General features: G+C 66.1%; 16 protein-coding genes. 2 read left to right on the top strand and 14 right to left on the bottom strand.

What is annotated here, in order from left to right:
• Positions 1-31: 31 nt before the first annotated feature.
• The 7 genes from QX124_RS23660 to QX124_RS23690 all read right to left on the bottom strand — a co-directional run bounded on the left by QX124_RS23660 (position 32) and on the right by QX124_RS23690 (position 11,411).
• Positions 32-1,024, bottom strand: coding sequence for a 30S ribosomal protein S2 (locus QX124_RS23660; protein WP_315738235.1), 993 nt, complete (start codon positions 1,022-1,024; stop codon positions 32-34).
• Between the two features lie 154 nt (positions 1,025-1,178).
• Positions 1,179-1,562 (bottom strand): hypothetical protein, encoded by a 384-nt coding sequence (locus QX124_RS23665; protein ID WP_315738236.1) that lies wholly within the window; start codon positions 1,560-1,562, stop codon positions 1,179-1,181.
• Between the two features lie 227 nt (positions 1,563-1,789).
• On the bottom strand, positions 1,790-2,752 hold the full coding sequence (locus QX124_RS23670; protein WP_315798436.1) for an FHA domain-containing protein: 963 nt from the start codon (positions 2,750-2,752) through the stop codon (positions 1,790-1,792).
• Positions 2,749-4,041 (bottom strand): S1C family serine protease, encoded by a 1,293-nt coding sequence (locus QX124_RS23675; RefSeq protein WP_409997741.1) that lies wholly within the window; start codon positions 4,039-4,041, stop codon positions 2,749-2,751. Before QX124_RS23675 ends, QX124_RS23670 begins: the two co-directional genes overlap by 4 nt.
• Before the next feature lie 180 nt (positions 4,042-4,221).
• Positions 4,222-6,531, bottom strand: coding sequence for a caspase domain-containing protein (locus QX124_RS23680; RefSeq protein ID WP_315798438.1), 2,310 nt, complete (start codon positions 6,529-6,531; stop codon positions 4,222-4,224).
• 170 nt (positions 6,532-6,701) lie between these two features.
• A complete protein-coding gene (dnaE, locus tag QX124_RS23685) occupies positions 6,702-10,232 on the bottom strand; it encodes a DNA polymerase III subunit alpha (protein WP_315798439.1) in 3,531 nt (1,176 codons plus the stop codon).
• A gap of 465 nt (positions 10,233-10,697) precedes the next feature.
• Entirely contained in the window at positions 10,698-11,411 is a 714-nt protein-coding gene (locus QX124_RS23690) for an outer membrane protein (RefSeq protein ID WP_315770845.1), read from the bottom strand.
• 269 nt (positions 11,412-11,680) lie between these two features.
• On the opposite strand from QX124_RS23690, the gene QX124_RS23695 reads away from it, so the two are divergent.
• Positions 11,681-12,016 (top strand): DUF3551 domain-containing protein, encoded by a 336-nt coding sequence (locus QX124_RS23695; protein ID WP_315738242.1) that lies wholly within the window; start codon positions 11,681-11,683, stop codon positions 12,014-12,016.
• Positions 12,017-12,123: 107 nt separating this feature from the next.
• On the opposite strand, the gene QX124_RS23700 is transcribed toward QX124_RS23695, so the two are convergent.
• Both QX124_RS23700 and QX124_RS23705 read right to left on the bottom strand, forming a co-directional pair.
• Positions 12,124-12,897, bottom strand: coding sequence for an outer membrane protein (locus QX124_RS23700; RefSeq protein WP_315711586.1), 774 nt, complete (start codon positions 12,895-12,897; stop codon positions 12,124-12,126).
• Positions 12,898-13,341: 444 nt separating this feature from the next.
• The gene (locus QX124_RS23705; protein WP_315738244.1) at positions 13,342-14,112 is read right to left on the bottom strand and encodes a helix-turn-helix transcriptional regulator; all 771 of its coding nucleotides are present in this window, start codon (positions 14,110-14,112) and stop codon (positions 13,342-13,344) included.
• 141 nt (positions 14,113-14,253) lie between these two features.
• On the opposite strand from QX124_RS23705, the gene QX124_RS23710 reads away from it, so the two are divergent.
• Positions 14,254-15,333, top strand: coding sequence for a zinc-binding alcohol dehydrogenase family protein (locus QX124_RS23710; protein ID WP_315780223.1), 1,080 nt, complete (start codon positions 14,254-14,256; stop codon positions 15,331-15,333).
• Positions 15,334-15,345: 12 nt separating this feature from the next.
• Here the strand turns inward: QX124_RS23710 and QX124_RS23715 are convergent, their stop codons facing one another.
• The 5 genes from QX124_RS23715 to QX124_RS23735 all read right to left on the bottom strand — a co-directional run bounded on the left by QX124_RS23715 (position 15,346) and on the right by QX124_RS23735 (position 20,697).
• Positions 15,346-16,047 (bottom strand): ABC transporter ATP-binding protein, encoded by a 702-nt coding sequence (locus QX124_RS23715; RefSeq protein WP_315738246.1) that lies wholly within the window; start codon positions 16,045-16,047, stop codon positions 15,346-15,348.
• 7 nt (positions 16,048-16,054) lie between these two features.
• A complete protein-coding gene (locus QX124_RS23720) occupies positions 16,055-17,338 on the bottom strand; it encodes a lipoprotein-releasing ABC transporter permease subunit (RefSeq protein WP_315711581.1) in 1,284 nt (427 codons plus the stop codon).
• Positions 17,339-17,432: 94 nt separating this feature from the next.
• The gene (gene proS, locus QX124_RS23725; RefSeq protein ID WP_315798440.1) at positions 17,433-18,767 is read right to left on the bottom strand and encodes a proline--tRNA ligase; all 1,335 of its coding nucleotides are present in this window, start codon (positions 18,765-18,767) and stop codon (positions 17,433-17,435) included.
• 209 nt (positions 18,768-18,976) lie between these two features.
• Entirely contained in the window at positions 18,977-19,474 is a 498-nt protein-coding gene (locus QX124_RS23730; RefSeq protein ID WP_315798441.1) for a TlpA disulfide reductase family protein, read from the bottom strand.
• Entirely contained in the window at positions 19,471-20,697 is a 1,227-nt protein-coding gene (locus QX124_RS23735; protein WP_315738249.1) for a sialidase family protein, read from the bottom strand. Before QX124_RS23735 ends, QX124_RS23730 begins: the two co-directional genes overlap by 4 nt.
• Between the last annotated feature and the right edge of the window lie 4 nt (positions 20,698-20,701).

Below are 20,701 nucleotides of genomic sequence, written 5' to 3' on the forward strand. Positions count from 1 at the left end.
TGAGACGCCGGCCAGATTCTCTTGCGTCGTCTTAGGCGTCGGCGAGCGACTTGGCCTGGGCAACCCAGGCATCGGCCCGGCTCGGCAGACCCACTTCTTCGCCGATCTGGTGTGCCGTGTCGTGATCGAGCTCGGCGAGCTGCCAGTAGTGGAAGATGCCGAGGTCGTTCAGCTTCTTCTCGACGGCCCCCGAAACGCCGGTGAGCTTCTTGAGATCGTCGGCGGTGCCACGCGGACCGGGCAGCCCCTGGAACTTCGAGGCGACCGACGCTGCCGGAAGCTCTTCCTCCAGCGGGGCGGCGGAAGCCCCGACGTCGATCCCGAGCTCGCCCTGCGCCCGCGAGATGCCGTCGATCGCGGCACGCGCGATCAGGTCGCAATACAGCGAGATCGCACGGCCCGCATCGTCATTGCCCGGCACGACATAGGTGATGCCCTTCGGGTCGCAATTGGTATCGACGATCGCGGCAACCGGGATCTTGAGGCGCTGGGCCTCCTGGATCGCGATGTCTTCCTTGTTGGTGTCGATCACGAAGATCATGTCGGGCAGACCGCCCATGTCCTTGATGCCGCCGAGCGAGCGATCGAGCTTATCGCGCTCGCGCTGCAGGGTCAGCCGCTCCTTCTTGGTGTAGGAGTTGGCTTCGCCAGAGGACAGCACCTCGTCGAGATGACGCAGGCGCTTGATCGAGGCCGAGATCGTCTTCCAGTTGGTCAGCGTACCGCCGAGCCAGCGCGAATTGACGAAATACTGCGCGCAACGCTTGGCCGCATCGGCCACGTTGTCCTGCGCCTGGCGCTTGGTGCCGACGAACAGGATGCGGCCGCCCTTGGCGACGGTGTCGCTGACAGCCTGCAGCGCCGTGTGCAGCAGCGGCACGGTCTGGGCGAGATCGATGATGTGGATGTTGTTGCGGGCTCCGAAAATGAAATCGGCCATTTTCGGATTCCAGCGGTGAGACTGGTGACCAAAGTGCACGCCAGCTTCGAGCAGCTGGCGCATCGTGAATTCAGGTAGCGCCATTGGATATTCTCCGGTTGATTCCTCCGGAAACGCGTGAGCAAAGACAGACCGTTAAGGCCCGGCTTGCCACCGGACGCCCTCTAGGAGAGCCAAGTTTCCGTGTGAGATGGCGCGCTATATAGCCGGATTTTGGCGCAACGCAAGGAAAATGGGCCTATTCGGCCTGCAGAAGCTCCGCCAGCGCCGCCCTCGCCTGCCCTTCCTGGAGCGGAACGAAGTCGACCGGGCCCTTGTTGTCGGCGCCCGACGAGGCCGCCGCCATTACGCCCATGCCCAGCAGGCCAAATGCCATGCCGCCGCCCTGCATGGCCCTGGACCGATCGCTGGGCCTGATCGAGAAGAAATAGGTCCGCCCCGGTTCGGTATTGAAATCGAGCACCGAGTCGCCCGGGAACAGGGTCTGGGTGGCGACGAGGTGGTGCGGACCGGCCGGCCGGTCGAGGTAGACGTAGGTACCGGGGATCAGGCGGCTCAGCGCGACGCCATCGACCTTGGCGTCGCAGGTGGTCCTGTCGAGCCAGGCATCCTTCAAACTCATGATGACGATGCGGGAGTGTCCGGAACGCGGCGCCCCGATCTTCTGTGACACCACCGCATACTCGGTGCCTTCTTTGCCTGTTAGGCACCCTGATACCAGAAATGCCGCCCCCAATCCCAGCAGCGCCCGCCTGTTCATTGCCCCCTCCCCCGTAAAAACCCGGATAGAGGCTATGATGGGAACCGGGGAACTTTCAATCTGCTGGAGCAAAGACGGTGGAACTGTGCTCAGCGCTCCACACCGGCCGGCGTCAGCGAGGCCCGATCGGCGTCGAGCTTTGCCCTCAGCCGCGCAGCGTCGTCGAAGAAGACCTGCTCGTCCTGTACTGGAACCAGGCGCAAGGACGGCGGCATCAGCACGTGGCTGACATTGGGACGGCCGGAATTCGCCAGCGCCTCCGACCGCTGCACGGTCTGAACCGCGATCGCGACCACGAGCAGCAGCCCGACTACCATGCCCTTGGCGAGCATGTGGGTGCGCCCGACCTCGCGCAGATGCAGGAAGCATGTCGCCGCCAGAACGATCCACGACACGACATAGCCGTAGGTGAAGACGGCCGTCCAGGTCAGGGCGAACGAGGCAATCTGGGCGAACTCGCTGTAGATCCAGAATGCGATCAGACCCGCCTGCGCGATCAGGAGGTGGCGCAGAAAATGCGAGCGACCGGAAAACAGCCGCGCCAGCAGCGCCCAGACGCCGACCCAGGCAACGACGACCCCGATCACGGTGAGGGTCGGCACGAGATAATCGGACAGATGCGCCTCGGTGGTCTGCGCAAACCAGGTCATCAGCGCATTGATCGCGAGCAGGACGACGCCGAGCGCGATCGCCGCGATGATCGGCAACGCCCCGCGTTCGGAGCCCGCGAGCCGCTCCGGCTCGACGGCATGGCCGGCGTCGCGGATCCGGAGCAGTGTCTGGCCGATCCGGATCGGCTTGATGCCATCGAGGACGAGCTGCGGCTTCCGGCTCTTGCCGCGATCGAGAAAGAGACCGTTGGCGCTGCCGAGATCCTCGGCGACGAGGCGCCCCTCGCCGTCACGGAAAATCCGCACATGGCGCGCGGCGACATAGGGATCGTCAAGGATGACGTGATTGTCATAGCCACGGCCGATGCTGATCTCGGTGGCATCGACGCGGAAGCGGCCGGCGACGTCGCGATGCTTGGAGAGGATCTCGATCCAGATCATCGTGCGACCTGCAGGCGTTCGAGGAAGCTCTTGCCGAGGCGCAAGGCGTCGTCGTAGGCGATCGCTTGCAGGTTCAGCCGCGACACCAGCGCCTCGTCGGCGTGGTCCTGCGTGACCGCGACCAGCACGACGTCGTAGAGGCCGTCGAACTCGCGATAGCCTTGCACGCACCACAATACGCGCAGCGGCGGATGAGCGGCCGCCGGCGCGACGCCGACGAAATCCGCATGGCAATGCTGCGGCGTGTACCATTTGCGGAACGAGCCACCCATGGTCAGCCGCGGCTGCGCCAGTTGCGTCAGCACGGTCGCGAACTGGAATTGATTGAGGTCGATCGATTTCGCGTAGGAGTGGCTGACCTCGACCACACCGGTGTTGAGGTCGGAGGCGACATACACGCTCGCCTCGGCCTTGCAACTGGTCGAATTGATGCTGGCGCGCGGCTTCGGCGACGCGCTGGCATTCGTGCTCGCCCAGCATTCGAACCAGCCCGCGCGCGTCTCCGGCGCCTGATAGGACCCAAATACGCGGTCGCGGAAGCCCTCCTCGCCCAAGGATTTGTAGAGCGCTCCGCGCCAGCTGGTGAGCTGCACGACCACGTCCTTGCGCAGATCGGCCGCCGCCGGCCTGGCATCCTGACCGCGCGCCAGCAGCGCGGCGGCGAAGCGCGCCGGCACCAGGAAGCTGATGAGCTGGCCGCCGCGGCGGGTGGCGACGTTGATGCCCACCACCTGGCCTTGCGCATTGACCGCCGGCCCGCCGCTCATGCCGGGATTGAGCGCGCCGGTGAAGTGGATGTGATCGTTGTAGCTGTGCTCGACGAGACCGTTGTAGGTGCCCTCGATGATGGTGAAGCCGAGATCGAGCGGGTTGCCGAGCGAATACAGCCGCTCGCCTTTCGGCAGGCTGCCGTCGAGCGCGGCCTTGTCGAAGGAGAAGAACGGCGCGTTCTGCTTGTCGACGCGAACGAGCGCGAGATCGTTGGGCAGGTCGACGGCGAGCAGCGTCACGCCGCCTTGTGTGCCATCGGCTCCCGTATATTCGAGCCGGTAGGTCTTCGGCTCGAGCGCGGCGTCCGACACGACGTGATAGTTCGTGACCGCGAGCCCGTCGGCGGAGACCAGAAAGCCGGAACCGGTCGAGGTCTGGCGACCGGCATCGGCCACGAGCGTGCGGATCTGAAGCAGTCGCGGCGGCGCCGAGGCATAGACGGCTTCGGCGCCCGGCAGCGCCTGCGCATTGGCATAGGACGGGACGCCCGCGACCCCAGCACTGCCAAGAGCTGCCATGATCGCGCCTCGCCACAGCAGCGCGCGCACGGTGCCAACAAACGCTGATATCAATGGTGCCCCCGCAACACGTCGTCGACTGCCGACGTCGCGCGCCCACGATCGATCAATCCGGCGGTCCGGCCAATATCGAAAACGGGCCTGCGATGCAACCGGCGCGCCGCGGCTGCGCCGGCCGGCTCAGCAATGCGGCACGTTCGGCGGACACCGCTTGCCCGGGGCCTGCGGCGGAGCAGGTCGCGGCGGTGGTGCAGCCGGTCTCGCCATCGGCGGCGGTGCGGCGGGCCGCGCCATCGCGGCCACCGGCGGCGGGCTCGGACGTGCCATCTGCGGCGGCGGGCTCGGACGCGCCATTGGCGGCGGCGGAGCCGGCCGCATCATCGGCGGCGGAGCGGGCCGGGCCATCGGGGGCGGCGCCGGCCGGGCCATTTGTGGCGGAGGAGCTGGGCGCATCACAGGCGGCGGCGCGGGCCGCGCCGGCGCCGCTCGAAGCACGGGCGCAGCCGGCGGCCGTGGCGGCGGCGGACTCGGCCGCGCAGCCGTCGGCGGCGCTGCGCGATGCTGGATCTGGTCGGGCACGGCCGGCTGCAGCCGCGGTCGCGCGTCCGGTGCGTGTGGAATGGCCGCCGGCGCAACCGGGCGAGGAGCCACGGCCGCGGGAGGTGCGGCGGGTACGCCGGGCGGCGTGCGGTTCGCCCGCATGTCCGGCCGGATCGCAGGCGTCTGCACCGCAGCGGGAAGCCCCGGCGCGCCACGTTGGCCCGGCACCGGAAGCGCATTCGCGTTTGGCGGGCCCTGCCCCGGCCGGCCGGCCTGATTTGGAAGCGCAGCCTGCGGAACGCCAGCAGGCAACGGTCCGCCCGGTCCGGCGGGTCGCGCGGCAGGATTGGCGACCGGTGCGGGCGGCGGCACCTTGCCCTGCTGGATCAGGGTCGCGCGCTGCATCACCGCGGGCGGCAATGCCGGCGCCGTCGCCACGGCCGGCTGGGTTGCCGCAGCGGGACCGGTGGACATCGGACCGGCAGGTGCGGGACGATTGATCACGGTGTTGATGACCGCGGTGTTGTGGATGTTCTGGTAGATGATGTTGTTCGGCGGCGGCGCAACGAAAGCCGGCGGCCGGACATAGACCGGGATCGGCACGAACACCGGCCGCGGCAGGATGAACAGGCCGACCGGAGCGAACGGCGGCGGCAGCTCCACGAACTCCGGCAGAGGCGGCGGCAGGATGTAGACCGGCGGCGGGGGCGGCGGCACGAAATCGAATTCGGGATCCGAGAACAGCAGCACCGGACGTTCGACATAGATCACCTCGTCGAGCGGCGGCGGCGGCACGTCATATTCGATCATCGCGAAGGTCGGCGGCGGCGCCGACGCTGCCGACAACATCGCCAGCCGCCGCCGGGCGTCCTCGGCATGCGCGCCATAGGGATAGCGCTTCAGGTAGGACCAATAGGCCTCCGGGCTGTCGGTGCGAAACGTCCGCCGCCAGGTCAGCGCCTCGCGGCGAGCGGCGACCAGGGCGCGCACGCGCCGCGCCAGCGGATCGCTCGGATAGGCGGCGATGAAATCCTCATAGCCCTGCAGCGTGTCGCGCTCCAGCGCGGCGGCATAGGCCTCCTGCACCGGCAGTTCGCGGATCGGGCGCGAGCGCAGCGCCGCGGTCTGCTCGGGCGAATCCGGCGTGGCCGGCGCGTCCGGCGCCCGCTCGAAGAAGGTGAAGGCGGCCTGGATCTTCTGCGCATCCCACGGCACCTGCGCGCCCTTGGTCTCCTCGTTGACGCGCAGCCGCAGCCTATCGAACACCTCCGGCAGCGACAGGCCGCCGGTGCGGATCATCTCGGCGAGCGAGCGCGCGTAGATGCCATAGGCGCCGGTCTCGTTCGGCGCGATCGTGCCCGGCGCCGCATTGAAGGCGATCAGCATGTTGGCATCGGGCTCGACCAGCGCCAGGCCGCCGGCGATCGCCGGACCGCTAGCGATGAAGGGCTGCTGACGCGCGGCATCGAGCACCACGACGCTGGCCTTCACCGGCGTCGCCGCAAGCTGGCGGATGTAGTCGCTGAGGCGCAGGCCCTCGGTCGGAATGTCGACGTCGCTGCCGATGTTGGCGTCGACGGGAAGAAAATAGTTCTCGCCGGCGAGCTGCATGCCGTAGCCGGCGAGATAGACCATCGCGACGGTGTTGGTGTCGGCTGACTGGGCCTTGTGAATGAAATCGCGAAAGCTCTTGCGCAGCGTGTCGGCATCGAGGTCGCGCGCGCCCACCACGTCGAAGCCCGCCGCCTGCAGCGTCTGCGCAATCAGGCCGGCATCGTTGGCCGCCGTGGCCAGCGGACCCTTGGCATAGGCCCCGTTGCCGATCACCAAGGCGATGCGCTTTTCGGCGCCGGGCTGCTGCGCTGCGGCATGCCGCGGCAAGGCCGCCAAGGCGAGCAGGCAGAGCGAGACACTCAGGACGATCTTCGCGGTGATCTTGGTCAAGCGCATGGTTCAAGCCCCTTCGAGGCACCCGCCGCGGATTCAGCGGGAGAATGGCTGAACCGCGGTTGAACGGAGGCATGTCCGTACAGCCCACGCGCAGCTTTTTTGTTCCTCGTCCCCCTGTTCGACCAGCAAGATCGCCGAACGCAGCCGCTCCAGCGGAACGATCGCCTCGATTACAGCTGCTGCACGTCGACCACGCCGGTCACCGCCTTGATGGCACCTGCGATTTGTGGCGAAACCTTGAAGCGCCCCGGCAGCTTCATCTCCACCTCGGTTTCGAGGTCCAGCATCATGACCAGCGACACCTCGCCTTCGCCTGCGGCGGTGCGGGGCACCAACGGCGGCGCGGCGCTCTTGGCGATCGCCCCGTTGCCATTGGCCGCGACACCTTCCGGCCCCTGCAGGCGCTTGACGATGGAGTCGAGTGGCTTGGTGTCGCGCAGGAAGATGCGCAGGCCGCGCTGTGTCTTGGCGGCGGCATCATCGAGCGGCTCGGCATGCAGCACGCGCGCGCGCACATCCTCGCCCTGCAGCTCGGCGCCGAGCTGCAGCAGCACCGCCGCGCCCGGCTCGAGCACGTCGCGATATTGTGCGAGGCCTTCGGAGAACAGCACCGCCTCGAAATGGCCTGTCGGATCCGACAGGCCCATGATGCCCATCTTGTTGCCGGTCTTGGTGCGCCGCTCCATGCGCGACACCACGGTGGCGGCGACCTTGCCCGCGGTCGCGCCGGTCTTCACCGCGCGCGAGAACTCGGCCCAGCTCTGGACGCGCAGGCGCTTCAGCGCCGCGGCGTAGTCGTCGAGCGGATGGCCCGACAGGAAGAAGCCGATCGCATCATATTCGCGCCGCAGACGCTCGGCCGGCAGCCAGTTCTCGATGTTGGGCAGGATGATCGCGGGCGCGTCGGCGGCGTTGCCGAACATGTCGTTCTGGCCCGAGGTCGCGGCCTCGTGCGCGCGCTGGCAGGCGGCGACGATGGCGTCGGCGCCGGCGAACACGCGCGCGCGGTTCTTGTCGAGCACGTCGAACGCACCGGCCGCAGCCAGCGTCTCGATGATGCGCTTGTTGATCGCGCGCGGATTGACGCGGGAGGCGAAGTCGGCGAGCGAGGTGAACGGCCCGCCCTTGTTGCGGGCCTCCACGATCATCTCGATCGCCTGCGGCCCGACGCCTTTCAATGCCGCCAGCGCGTAGAAGATGGTGTTGCCGCTGACCTCGAAGGTCGGGCCCGAGCGATTGATCGACGGCGGCTCGACCTTGATGCCCAGGCGCTGCGCCTCGGTACGAAATTCCGAGAGCTTGTCGGTGTTGTTGAGATCGAGCGTCATCGACGCTGCGATGAACTCCACCGGATAATGCGCCTTCATGTAGGCGGTGTGGTAGGACACCAACGCGTAGGCGGCCGCGTGCGACTTGTTGAAGCCGTAGTCGGCGAACTTGGCGAGCAGGTCGAAGATCGTGTCGGCCTGGTCCTTCGGCACGCCGTTCTGGGTGGCGCCCTCGACGAAGCGGACACGCTGCTTGTCCATCTCGGCGCGGATCTTCTTGCCCATGGCGCGGCGCAGGAGGTCGGCTTCGCCGAGCGAATAGCCGGACATCTGCTGCGCGACCTGCATCACCTGCTCCTGGTAGATGATGACGCCGAAGGTCTCCTTCAGGATCGGCTCCAGGATCGGGTGCAGATATTCCGGCTCCTCCTCGCCGTGCTTGCGGGCGCAGTAGGTCGGGATGTTGGCCATCGGACCGGGACGATACAGCGCCACCAGCGCGATGATGTCCTCGAAGCGGTCCGGGCGCATGTCGATCAGCGCCCGCCGCATGCCCTGGCTTTCAACCTGGAACACGCCGACCACGTCGCCCCGCGCCAGCATCTGATAGCTCGGCGCGTCGTCGATCGGCAGAGTCGCGAGATCGACGTGGACGTCGCGCTGCTTCAGAAGCTTCACGGCGACGTCGAGCACGGTCAGCGTCTTCAGGCCGAGGAAGTCGAACTTGACGAGGCCGGCGGGCTCGACCCACTTCATGTTGAACTGGGTGACCGGCATGTCCGATTTCGGATCGCGATACATCGGCACCAGCTCGCTCAGCGGCCGGTCGCCGATGACGATGCCGGCAGCGTGGGTCGAGGCGTGCCGCGTCAGGCCTTCGAGGCGCATCGCGATATCGAAGGCGCGGGCCACCACCGGATCCTCGTCGCGGAACGCCTGCAGCTTCGGCTCGCCCTCGATCGCGGCGGCGAGCGTCACCGGCGCGGCCGGATTCTGCGGCACCAGCTTGGTCAGCTTGTCGACCTGGCCGTAGGGCATCTGCAGCACACGGCCGACGTCGCGCAGCACGCCGCGCGCCTGCAGGGTGCCGAAGGTGATGATCTGCGCCACCTGGTCGCGGCCGTAGCGCTGCTGCACGTAGGAGATCACCTCGCCGCGGCGGTCCTGGCAGAAGTCGATGTCGAAGTCCGGCATCGACACGCGCTCGGGATTGAGGAAGCGCTCGAACAGCAGCGCGAACCGCATCGGGTCGAGATCGGTGATGGTCAGCACCCAGGCGACCAGCGAGCCTGCGCCGGAGCCGCGACCCGGCCCGACCGGAATGCCGTGCGCCTTGGCCCATTTGATGAAGTCCGACACGATCAGGAAGTAGCCCGCGTACTTCATGCGCATGATGACGTCGAGCTCGAAGGCGAGCCGCTTCTGATAGTCCTCCTCGGTCATGCCCGGCGCCATGCCGTGCACCTTGAGGCGCCGCTCCAACCCCTCCTCCGCCTGTCGCTTCAGCTCGGCGGCCTCGGCGCTCGCGGCGTCCACGGCATCGCTGCCGGTGCCGGCGCCGACCGTGAAAAACGGCAGGATCGGCTTGCGCGTCCGCGGCCGGTACGAACAGCGCTCGGCGATCTCGACCGTCGAGGCCAAGGCCTCCGGAAGGTCGGCGAACAGCACCGCCATCTCGGCACGGGTCTTGAAGCGGTGATCCGGCGTCAGCTGCACGCGCTCGGTGTCGGCGACCAGATGGCCGCCGGCGATGCACAGCAGCGCATCATGCGCCTCGTAGTCGTCGGCGGTCGCGAAATACGGCTCGTTGGTCGCGACCAGCGGCAGGCCCTTGCCATAGGCGATATCGATCAGGCCGCCTTCGACGCGGCGCTCGCGGTCGACCCCGTGGCGCTGCAGCTCGATGTAGAGGCGGTCGCCGAACAGGCTTGCCAGCCGCTCGCAGCGCTGCGTCGCAAGTGCCGCCATGTCGTGCTGGATCGCGAGCGAGATCGGCCCATCGGGCCCGCCGGTGAGCGCAATCAGACCATCGACACCCTCGTTCAGCCACTCGAACTTGATGTGCGGCGCCTGATGCGTCGGCGTGTCCAGGAAGGCGCGCGAGTTCAGCCGCATCAGGTGGCGGTAGCCCTCCTCGCGTGCGGCGAGCAGGACGATTCGCGAGGGCTGCGCGACCGCACCGGCATTGCGGGCATTCGGGTCCATGTCGCCGAAATCGATGGCGAGCTCGCAGCCGGCGATCGGCTGGATGCCATAGCTCGCCATCTTGTCGGAGAATTCGAGCGCACCGAACATGTTGTCGGTGTCGGTCAGCGCCAGCGCGGGCTGGCGATCGGCCTTGGCGAGTTCGCCGAGCTTGCCGATCTTGATCGAGCCCTTCAGCAGCGAATAGGCGGAGTGAACGTGGAGATGGACAAATCCGGCGCTGGACATGCTCGCTTTGCAACTTCCTGGGGCTTTTCCGAGATCGATCACGGTGTCGGGCCGGCTTCCGGGCTTGCTCGGGTCACGACCCGGCGCCATGCCCTATCTCCCGACCGACTCGCTCCGCATCATATCGGACGCCCTCCGGCGAGTCCGGCGCCCTCGCCTGCCTTGTCCCCAGCCGCTGCGCTCGGAAAACTAAAGCTGTGGAATGATTTGCGCCCAGAGCGCGATCATGCCGACGAACAGCGTGATCGACGCCAGCGCGGCGGCTTCTTGAACGAAAACCTTCAGCATCGGGACCTCCCTGAGTCAGAACATATGAAGAACAATGTTCCTTTTCTGTTCTCAGGTCAAGCGCGCTGATCGACCCGTTGCCGCGCCCGCGCCGCAGATGGTTAATCCGGCCCACAAACAAGAAGCCCCGGCGCGAACGCCGGGGCTTTGCAATCCGCCGATCGTGCGCGGAGCGACTCAGTACCGCGTCGCGACCGGGCCGCCGAAGCGGTAGTTCAGGCGGGCGGTGAACAGATCGACGTCCTGCTTGATGCTGTCGGAGCCGAGCGCGCCGAAGCTGACGGTCTGGCGATCCATGAACAGATGGTCGTACTCGACGCCCAGCGACCAGTTCGGCGCGAAGCCGTATTCGAGTCCGGCACCGACCACGCCGCCCCAGCGCGTGTCGTCGTTGGAGGCGAGGAACGCGCCGGTCGCCGCGTTGGTGATCGTGTACTTGTTGCTGGTCACGGCCGCGCCGCCCTTGGCGTAGAGCAGCACGTTGTTGATGGCATAGCCGACCTGGCCGGTGAACAGGCCGAACGCATCGGTCTTGGTGCGGTTACGCGTTCCGAACAGCGCGCTCTGATTGTCGCCGGTGAGGTCGGCCCAATTGCCCTGCGCCTCGACGCCGAACACGATCTGGCCCATCTGCCAGCGATAGCCGACCTGGCCACCGACGGTGCCGCCGGATGCATCATGCGAACCCTCGCGGCCGCCGCCGACCAGATCCCAGGTGTTCTCGCTCCAGCCGCCGCCACCGTTCACGCCGATGTAGAAGCCGCTCCAGTCATAGATCGCAGCCATCACCGGCGGCGGTGCCTTCGTGTAGGGACGCGCAGCGAGATCCGCGGCAAGCGCCGGCGAGGCCAGCACCACGAGCGCCGTCGTCGTCAACAGAAGTTTCTTCATCACAGGTCCAGTCTCGTCTCATTTGGCCCCCAGGCCAGCCGCATCTCTTAACGATCTGCGCCACAATTGCTGTAGCCGCTCGGTCACAGCTCGCTGCTGAAAGGCCACGAGACATGTTGGGAAATTAATCTTTAATCACAGTGTGTTGATGGAACTTTCCAGCTTGCAATCGAGGGCCGACCGACTACACACGCGTGAGGGCCGTCGCGCCGGTGCTTCGCCATGAAGCACGCGCGTTCTGGTCATCAAGGAATGAAGGGAGATCGTTGATGCGTGAGGTTTTATTTGCGGCCCTGGCTGCAGCCGGCCTCGTGGTCGCAACCCATGCGCCGGCTCACGCCGTCGGTGTCAGGCATGCGTTCTGTCTGCAGGGTGATGAGTTTCCGGGCTTGAGCCACTGTACCTTCGACACTTACGCGCAATGCCAGGCGACGGCGTCGGGACGCCTGCTGAACTGCATCGCGAATCCCTATTTCGCCGGCGTCAGCAATGACCCGCGCGCGACGCCCTATCCGTATCCGCACAGGCAACGGATCAAGCCGCGTCCGCCGGCGCCAAATCCCTACGCGCCGTTCCCCAACCCATTCGTGTTCGAAGAGGACTGACCCGTCCCCCACCTTCGACGCAGCGAGCTATCGTTTCAGGCCATACCATCGAAGGTTCGTCGAAGCCGTGGCTCCGACGAACCGAAGCAATCGATGATGTCGTTGCGTCAGCGCATCATCCCGAAACCCGGACCGAACTTGTAGTTCAGCTTCACGAGCCCGATGTCGACATCCTGCTTGATGCGATGAGTCATCGCGGGCGCGCCGGCCGCGGCGACGAAGTTCAGGTTCTTGTTACCCAGGAAGATGTGGTCGTACTCGACGCCGACCGACCAGTTCGGCGCGAAGCCATATTCGAGGCCGGCACCGATCGTGCCACCCCAACGCGTGGTGTTGGCGCGATCGAGCATCACGTTGGTGCCCGTGGTGAAGGTGTCGTAGCGATCGCCGACGACCGCGGCACCGCCCTTGATATAGCCGAGAATGTTGTCGAAGGCATAGCCGACCTGGCCGGTGAACAGGCCGAAGCCGTTGGTGCGTGAACGGTCGCTGACATTGGGAAGAATCAGGTTGCGATTCGTGCCTTTGAAATTCGCCCAGTCGCCCTGCGCCTCGACGCCGAACACCCAATTGGCCATCTGATAGCGGTAGCCGACCTGGCCGCCGACGGCCGCGCCGCCGCCGCCGGAGCAGCCTTCGCGGTTGGCTGCCGGGTTCACCGCCACACCGGCGTTCGAAACCAGATTCCAGCAATCCCGACTGGAACCTCCGCCGGCGTTGAAGCCGACATAGAAGCCGCTCCAGTCATACACCGTCGCCACGACGGCGGGCGGCGCCTTGGTGTACGGCCCCTTCTTCATTGGAAGATCAGCTGCGAATGCAGACGTCGCCGCGGCGATTGCGCCGAGCCCCACCGTTGCGCCGAAAAGCGTCTTCATCATCGAACTCCGTAGCTTCTGTCCCAAAGTCCCCAGGCCCTCTGGTTTCGTGCGAAAAACATGCAGCGCGACGAAGCGATCCTGCACCCGCATTCGCTCCGCCGACATCAACCGATGTGCAGATCAGAACCATTCTTTCCGGCTTTTATGGGATTGGGCGCAAAGGCCTGTTTTCCAAGGCTTTGCCCGCAACATGAACAAACAACTAATAAGATGTAAGGAGGAGTCGTGGCCGGCGTCCATCCATGGCCACAATACGCGCGACGGCAAAATCGTGATCGGGAAACTCCCGGTCACGGAACGAACCCTGTCACGTCTCAGTCGTGAATTCTTCAGGGCAGCACGACGAGTCTTGCGAATGCGTAGCATCATCATGCGCAAAGCGGACGAATGTGTGGTGCTTCCCGGCCCATGCTGAACGCACGCTCGTCCGGAGCGGCATTGTCATCACGTGTAGTAGATCGCCAATTTCAGCGCGGGATCGTCATTGGACTGGAACGTCGCGTATCGCAGCCTCACGCGGCCCTTCTTCGGATGCTCGAGCAGCTTCTCGCCAGCAGCAAGCGCATTGACGTCGTGCGCCGCCCACAAGCCGTCGAACTCACGGCTGCCGCGCCGCAGCCGCGCGATCAGATCGACGAAGGCGGGATCACCCGCCCACAGATCGTAGGTCGCGCGAAACTGCGCGACCATGCGTTGCGCCAGCTCCTTCCATTGCGCGCCGAACAGCCGGCGCACGCCGGGCTTGCACAGCATCAGCACCAACGTGTTGCGCTCATCGTCGGCGAGTTGAGAGAAGCCGAAGATCTCGTCCGCCGCGGCATTCCAGGCCAGCACATCCCATCGCCGTCCTGAGATGTAGGCCGGCTGGTTCAGACTCTGCACGAGCTCGCGCAGCCGGACCGGCACCTGCTCGCGCACGAACGGCTTGCGCGCAGGATCGCGCACCAGCGCCTTGAGATGAGCATGCTCGGTTCGGCTCAGGCGCAGGGCGCGCGCCAGCGCATCGATGGTCGAGGAGGACGGCTTCACGGCCCGGCCCTGCTCGATTCGGATGTACCAGTCGACGCCGATGCCAGCGAGCTCGGCCACTTCCTCCCGTCGCAGCCCTGCGGTGCGTCGCCGCCGCCCGGCCGCGAGTCCGACCGCTTGCGGCGTCAGCTTCTCGCGCCGCGAGCGCAGGAAGTTGCCGAGCTCGGCATGTCGCGGATCACTCATGTGCTGGATCCCTCATGGTTCGCTCCCGCGGGAGGTGTGGCCAGCGTGGGCTTGCCTAATCCCAGGATAATACCAGGCCTTCCTGCGCGGAGCATAGACCGGCAGGCTGGAGCCTCGCCACCGCGAAAATGGAGAAGGACCATGAAGGCCGCCGTGCTCAAACGATTTGGATCGCCGCTCGAGATCGAGCATGTCGAAGACCCCGTGCTCGGCACCGGCGAAATCATCGTCGACATCGCCGCAGCCGGCGTGCTGTCCTATGCGAACGAAGTGTTCAGCGGCGAACGGAAGTACCTGCTGGACCTGCCGGTGATCCCCGGCACCGGAGGGGTCGGCCGGGTCAGCGCCCTCGGCCCCGACGCGACGCATCTCGCCATCGGCGACTGGGTGTTCTGCGATCCAACCGTGCGCTCGCGTGACGCAGCCTTCGCCCCCGACATCACCCTGCAGGGCTTGAGCGCGCGCGGACCGGGCGGGCTGAGGCTGCAACAATATTTCCGGCACGGCTCGTTTGCCGAACGGATGCGCGTGCCGACGGAGAACGCCAAGCCGATCGGGGCCATCGACACTGATGACGCTGCGCGCTGGTGCGCGCTCGGCACCCTGCTCGTGCCCTATGGCGGCTTTATTGCCGCCAATCTGCACGCGGGCGAGACCGTCCTGGTCAGCGGCGCCACCGGCAGGTTCGGCAGCGCCGCGGTCGCGGTGGCGCTTGCCATGGGCGCCGCTGCGGTCGTGGCGCCCGGCCGCAACGAGGTCATGCTGGCGGAGCTGAAGCGCCGGTTCGGATCCCGCGTCCATCCGGTCAGGCTCTCGGGCGACGAGGGCGAGGACATCGCACGCATGAAGCGCGCGGCGCCGCGCCCGATCGACTGCGTGCTCGACATCATGCCGCCGTCGGTCACCGCCCAGGTCGTGCGGTCGGCCGTGATGACCGTGCGTCCCTATGGGCGCGTGGTGCTGATGGGCGGCGTCGGGATGCTGGGCGGAGCCGGGCTCGAGCTGCCCTATCCCTGGATCATGCGCGAGTGCGTCACGATCCACGGCGTCTGGATGTACCCGCCAAGCGCGACGGTCAGGATGGTGGAGCTGATCAGGGCCGGGCTGCTCGACCTTGCGCAGTTCGAGCCGACCTGTTTCGACCTCGATCATGCCAACGACGCGGTCGCCCATGCCGCCGCCCATCGCGAGCCGTTCAAGATGACGGTGATCAGGCCCTGACTGCGGCCGGACTCAGTCGAGCTCGACGACCTTGCCGCCGACGATGGAGACGCGCCGGTCCATGCGGCCCGCCAGCTCCATGTTGTGGGTCGCGATCAGCATCGCGACCCGCGTTGCCTTCACGAGTTGCATCAGCGCGTGAAAGACGTGATCGGCGGTGCCAGGATCAAGATTGCCGGTCGGCTCGTCCGCCAGCAGCGCACGCGGCGCGTTGGCGACCGCGCGCGCGATCGCCACGCGTTGCTGCTCGCCGCCGGAGAGCTCGGCCGGACGATGCTTGATGCGCTCGCCGAGCCCGAGATAGGCCAGGATCTCGGTCGCCCGCTTCACGGTCTCCGACCGCTTGAGGCCGCGGATCATCTGCGGCAGCATCACGTTCTCCAGCGCCGTGAACTCCGGCAGCAGCCGGTGCGACTGGTAGACGAAACCGATATCGGTCCTGCGCATCTGGGTGCGCTCGATGTCGGTGAGCTGCGACGTCGGCACGCCGCCGACATAGACCTCGCCCTCGTCGGGGCTCTCGAGGAGGCCCGCGATGTGCAGCAATGTCGACTTGCCCGAGCCCGAGGGCGCCACCAGCGCCACCGACTGCCCAGCCCACAACGCCAGCTTGGCGCCGTCCAGGATGGTCAGCTGCTGCTCGCCCTGCATGTATCGCCGCTTGATCTCGTGGAGATAAACGACCGGCACATCCTCTGCCCCCTGCTCTTCCATCAGCGCCTCACTCGTAGCGAAGCGCTTCGACCGGGTCTAATCGGGCCGCGCGCCATGATGGATAGAGCGTAGCCAGGAAAGACAGGGTCAAGGCCATGATCAGAACGGCCGCGGTCTCGCCGGCATCGATCTCAGCCGGCAGCTTCGACAGGAAATAGAGCTCATTGGGAAACAGATCGGTGCTCGTCAGCCAGGACAGAAACTTCCTGATCGAATCGATATTCATCGAGATCAGGAGGCCGACGACGAATCCGGTGAGCGTGCCGACCACCCCGATCGAGGCGCCGGTGATCAGGAATATCCGCATGATCGCCCCCTGCGAAGCCCCCATGGTGCGCAGCACGGCGATGTCCTGGCCCTTGTCCTTGACCAGCATGATCAGTCCCGAAACGATGTTGAGCGCCGCGACCAGGACGATCAAGGTCAGGATCAGGAACATCACGTTACGCTCGACCTGCAGCGCATTGAAGAAGGTCGAGTTGCGCTGGCGCCAGTCGACGAGAAAGATGGGTCGGCCGGCCGCCTCGGTCACCGTCTTGCGAAACTCCTCCACCTTGTCGGGATTGCTGGTGAAGATCTCGATCGCGGTGACGTCGTTGTTGCGATTGAAATAGGCCTGCGCTTCGGCCAGCGGCATGAAGACGAAGCTGGCGTCGTATTCCGACATCCCGATCTCGAACACCGCCGCGATCTTGTAGGGCTTGATGCGCGGCGTGGTGCCCATCGGCGTCACGGCGCCCTTCGGGGCGACCAGGGTGATGCTGTCGCCGGCATGCAGCGACAGCTGGTCCGCGAGCCGGCGCCCGATCGCCACGCCCTGCCCCTCGTCGAAACCTTCCAGCGAGCCCTGCTTGATGTTCTTGGCGATCGACGTCAGGTTCGTGAGGTCCTGCGCGCGAATGCCGCGGATGAACACGCCTGACGCATTGAATGGCGACGAGCCCAGACCCTGTCCGTCAACCACCGGCGCGGCAAGGCGGATGCCCTGCACCTGCGCAATCCGCTCGGAGACGTCCTTCCAGTCGGTGAGCGGCGACTCCAGCGGCTGCACCAGCAGATGCCCGTTCAGACCGAGGATCTTGTCGAGCAGCTCCTTGCGGAAGCCGTTCATCACCGCCATCACGATGATCAGGGTGGCAACGCCGAGCATGATGCCGAGGAAGGAGAACCCGGCGATGACGGAGATGAACCCCTCCCGGCGGCGCGCACGCAAATAGCGCCCCGACAGCATCCACTCGAAGGGAGCGAAGGGGGTGGTGGTCTGCACCGGTTCGGTCATGGCGTCATCCATTGTGCGATCATCCCATGATTCGGGCCGAATGTGGCCGGATTGGCCTGAAGGGACGGGCAGCCCCGGTGGATAATCCGATGATCGAACGCGCGTCTCAGCCAGCCAATGGCCCGCCGCCGAGCCGTGCCACGACGTCCGCGGGGGACATCATCTGGCGGGCTCCGTCGCTGCGGGTCTTCACCTCGACCTTGCCCTCGGCAAGGCCCTTGGGGCCAACCATGATCTGCCAGGGGATGCCGATGAGGTCGGCCGTGGCAAACTTGCCGCCGGCGCGCTGCTCGGTGTCGTCGTAGAGCACGTCGACCCCCTTGGCGAGGAGATCGCGATAGAGCTGCTCGCAGGCAGCATCGGTGTCGGAGCCGCCCTGCTTCAGGTTGAGGATCACGGCGCGGAACGGGGCGACCTCCTCCGGCCATCTGATGCCGGCGTCGTCGTGGCAGGCCTCGATGATCGCACCAGCCAGCCGTGACACGCCGACGCCATAGGAGCCGCCGTGGATGGCCACCTCCGCCCCATCGGGGCCCGCGACCAGCGCCTTCATCGGCTCGGAATATTTGGTGCCGAAATAGAAGATCTGGCCGACCTCGATGCCGCGGGTATGGACCCGCCGCTCAGCGGGCACCTCGGCTTCGAACCGGGCGGCGTCGTGGACGTCCTCGGTCGCCGCATAGAGCGAGGTCCATTGCTTGATGATCGGGGTCAGGTCGCCGTCATAGTCGACGGAGGCCGGCGGGATCGGCAGGTCGAGCACGTCACGGTCGCAGTAGACGCCGGACTCACCAGTCTCTGCCAGGACGATGAATTCATGGCTGAGATCGCCGCCGATCGGACCGGTCTCGGCGCGCATCGGGATGCCCTTCAGGCCCATCCGCGCAAAGGTGCGCAGATAGGCGACGAACATCTTGTTGTAGGCGCGCCGCGCGCCGGCTTCGTCGAGATCGAACGAATAGGCGTCCTTCATCAGGAATTCGCGGCCGCGCATCACGCCGAAGCGCGGACGCTGCTCGTCGCGGAATTTCCATTGGATATGATAGAGATTGAGCGGCAGGTTACGGTAGGACTTCACATAGGCACGGAAGATCTCCGTGATCATTTCCTCGTTGGTCGGCCCGTACAACAACTCACGCTTGTGGCGGTCGCTGATGCGCAGCATCTCCGGACCGTAGGCATCGTAGCGGCCACTCTCGCGCCAGAGATCGGCGAGTTGCAATGTCGGCATCAGCAGTTCCAGCGCGCCGGCGCGGTTCTGCTCCTCGCGCACGATCTGCTCGATCTTCTTCAGCACCTTGAAGCCCAGCGGCAGCCAGGCATAGATGCCGGCCGCCTCCTGCCGCAGCATGCCGGCGCGCAGCATCAACCGGTGCGAGACGATCTCGGCTTCCTTCGGATTTTCTTTCAGAATGGGCAGGAAAAACCGCGACAGACGCATGGGCGAGGCCTTCGAGATTCGGTTCGGGCTGGCGCAGTCAAACCGGATCAGGCGGCAAAACACAAGGCTGGGTTTGAGAAAAAGCGGCTAAGCCGCCGGATTCCCAGTCAATTTACCGGTTTCCCTGAAGTGGAGGATGAACCCCGCCGCGGCGCCATCTCAAGGCTGGTCGCGGCGCGGCCAGCCTTGATCCCCTCGCCCGGACCGTCCTAGCGCGACCGTCCCTGCTCCGAGGACCATTTGTCGAGATCGCTGATCTCGGCGCTGCCTTCGATGGTCGAGACGACGCCCTCGCGGGTCACGAGCATCGTGCGCGGAATGTCGCCCTGCCAGGACGGATCGATCTCGAACCGGAGGCGCTCCACATAGCCGTCGGCGAAAATGAAGTTCTCCGCCGTGGAGAGACCGGCCTTGTCCAGCATGGCCTGGGTCGCGGCATTCAGATTGGGCACGAGGTCGGCGCTGACCGTGACCACGTCGATCTCGGGATGATCGAGCATGAACTTGCCGAGCTGCGGCAGCTCGATCTTGCAGGGGCCGCAGGTGACGCCCCAGAAATGGATCAGGGTCGGACGACCCGCATGGGCCCGCAGCACCTCGCGCCAGGTGCCGCGCTCGAACGGCTTGAGCGATGGCGGCGCTGCGGTGCTCGACGCCGTCAAGGCGACGAGGCCAAAGATCGCAAGGGCAGCGAATGCGCGTTTCATGACTCATCTCCGATCGGCTGCAACCGATAGCCGTCCGACTTGGTCATCCAGGACAGGAAGATCTGCTTGCCACGGGCGACCAGCAGCGGATGATCCGACGCATTGTCCGTGCTGGCAAGGGCGCGCGGCTTCGACCACGTCTCGCCATCGTCCCGCGATTGCATTCCCATCACCGTGGTCCGCTCGCCGTCGAACTCCTTCCACACCAGCGTCGTGGCGTCTTGGGTCGCGAGCACGTAGGGCCGCGTGGGATTGCGATCGGCCCGACCGACGGCCATGGGCTCCGAGAACGTTCGGCCACCGTCGCGCGAATACGCATAGAACAGCCCCTTGCGAGCCTTGCCGTTGGTGAACCAGGCGACGTGATAGGTGCCGGTCGGCGCCACGGCCAGGCTCGGCCCTTGATGCGGGCAGGCCTTGATCTGCCAATCGTCGGTGCTGACCCGGTAGACCTCGCCGGGCGTGCCGAGATCACTGAACGTGATCACGGCATGGTCGCGCACGCTGCCATCGAAAATGTTGCGGAACATCACGACCGGACGACCCGGCCCCGCGAACGCAAGCCCGAGCCGGCAACATTCGCAGGTGTTGTCCTGGGCGAGCGTCGCTTCGGCGTAGGTGGCACCGCCATCGCGCGACGACGAGAAGAACAGCCCTGCGCCCTCATAGGAACGCCCGGCGGCCTTCGCCGGCGCCCGGTTGCGCTTGTCGAGCCACGCCACGAAGACGGTGCCGTCCTGGTCCAGCGCCAGCGCCTCGAAGCGTTGGCTTTCGTTGTTCGACGTGATGGGACGGAGTGCCGCGAAGCTTTTGCCGCCGTCCTCCGACCTGGAGTACAGCACCTGCCCGTTGAAGGCTTGGTCGCGGAAAATCGAGAACGCGACCGCAACCGCGCCCTTGCCATCGACCACCAGCTTCGGCCGAGCATCGGGCCCCCAGTCAAGGTTGAGCTGCTGCTCGGTGACCGGCACGGTGGCGGAATACGTTTTCCCGCCGTCGGACGAGCTCGCCACCGAGATCCGTCCTCCGGCCATCCAAACGAGCCAGAGCTTGCCGTCGCCAGCGAAGAACGGCGTCACCTTGGTTGCGCATCGGAGCTCAGTGCCCTCGCATGCTGCCTCCGCCCCATGCTGGTGCGCCATCTGGGCTTGGACGGTGAGCGGACAAAGCATGGCGATCGCCAGCCCGACGAGCCCGCTCCGAAGCTGTGCGATCCTTGTCATTTCG

This window comes from Bradyrhizobium sp. SZCCHNRI3043, assembly GCF_032377735.1.
Taxonomy (GTDB): Bacteria; Pseudomonadota; Alphaproteobacteria; order Rhizobiales; family Xanthobacteraceae; genus Bradyrhizobium.

Bases quoted from the DNA above. Each gene is read 5' to 3' on its own strand.
- QX124_RS23660 (WP_315738235.1), bottom strand. From the start codon at position 1,024: ATGGCGCTACCTGAATTCACGATGCGCCAGCTGCTCGAAGCTGGCGTG.
- QX124_RS23665 (WP_315738236.1), bottom strand. From the start codon at position 1,562: ATGAGTTTGAAGGATGCCTGGCTCGACAGGACCACCTGCGACGCCAAG.
- QX124_RS23670 (WP_315798436.1), bottom strand. From the start codon at position 2,752: ATGATCTGGATCGAGATCCTCTCCAAGCATCGCGACGTCGCCGGCCGC.
- QX124_RS23675 (WP_409997741.1), bottom strand. From the start codon at position 4,041: ATGGCAGCTCTTGGCAGTGCTGGGGTCGCGGGCGTCCCGTCCTATGCC.
- QX124_RS23680 (WP_315798438.1), bottom strand. From the start codon at position 6,531: ATGCGCTTGACCAAGATCACCGCGAAGATCGTCCTGAGTGTCTCGCTC.
- dnaE (WP_315798439.1), bottom strand. From the start codon at position 10,232: ATGTCCAGCGCCGGATTTGTCCATCTCCACGTTCACTCCGCCTATTCG.
- QX124_RS23690 (WP_315770845.1), bottom strand. From the start codon at position 11,411: ATGAAGAAACTTCTGTTGACGACGACGGCGCTCGTGGTGCTGGCCTCG.
- QX124_RS23695 (WP_315738242.1), top strand. From the start codon at position 11,681: ATGCGTGAGGTTTTATTTGCGGCCCTGGCTGCAGCCGGCCTCGTGGTC.
- QX124_RS23700 (WP_315711586.1), bottom strand. From the start codon at position 12,897: ATGATGAAGACGCTTTTCGGCGCAACGGTGGGGCTCGGCGCAATCGCC.
- QX124_RS23705 (WP_315738244.1), bottom strand. From the start codon at position 14,112: ATGAGTGATCCGCGACATGCCGAGCTCGGCAACTTCCTGCGCTCGCGG.
- QX124_RS23710 (WP_315780223.1), top strand. From the start codon at position 14,254: ATGAAGGCCGCCGTGCTCAAACGATTTGGATCGCCGCTCGAGATCGAG.
- QX124_RS23715 (WP_315738246.1), bottom strand. From the start codon at position 16,047: ATGGAAGAGCAGGGGGCAGAGGATGTGCCGGTCGTTTATCTCCACGAG.
- QX124_RS23720 (WP_315711581.1), bottom strand. From the start codon at position 17,338: ATGGATGACGCCATGACCGAACCGGTGCAGACCACCACCCCCTTCGCT.
- proS (WP_315798440.1), bottom strand. From the start codon at position 18,767: ATGCGTCTGTCGCGGTTTTTCCTGCCCATTCTGAAAGAAAATCCGAAG.
- QX124_RS23730 (WP_315798441.1), bottom strand. From the start codon at position 19,474: ATGAAACGCGCATTCGCTGCCCTTGCGATCTTTGGCCTCGTCGCCTTG.
- QX124_RS23735 (WP_315738249.1), bottom strand. From the start codon at position 20,697: ATGACAAGGATCGCACAGCTTCGGAGCGGGCTCGTCGGGCTGGCGATC.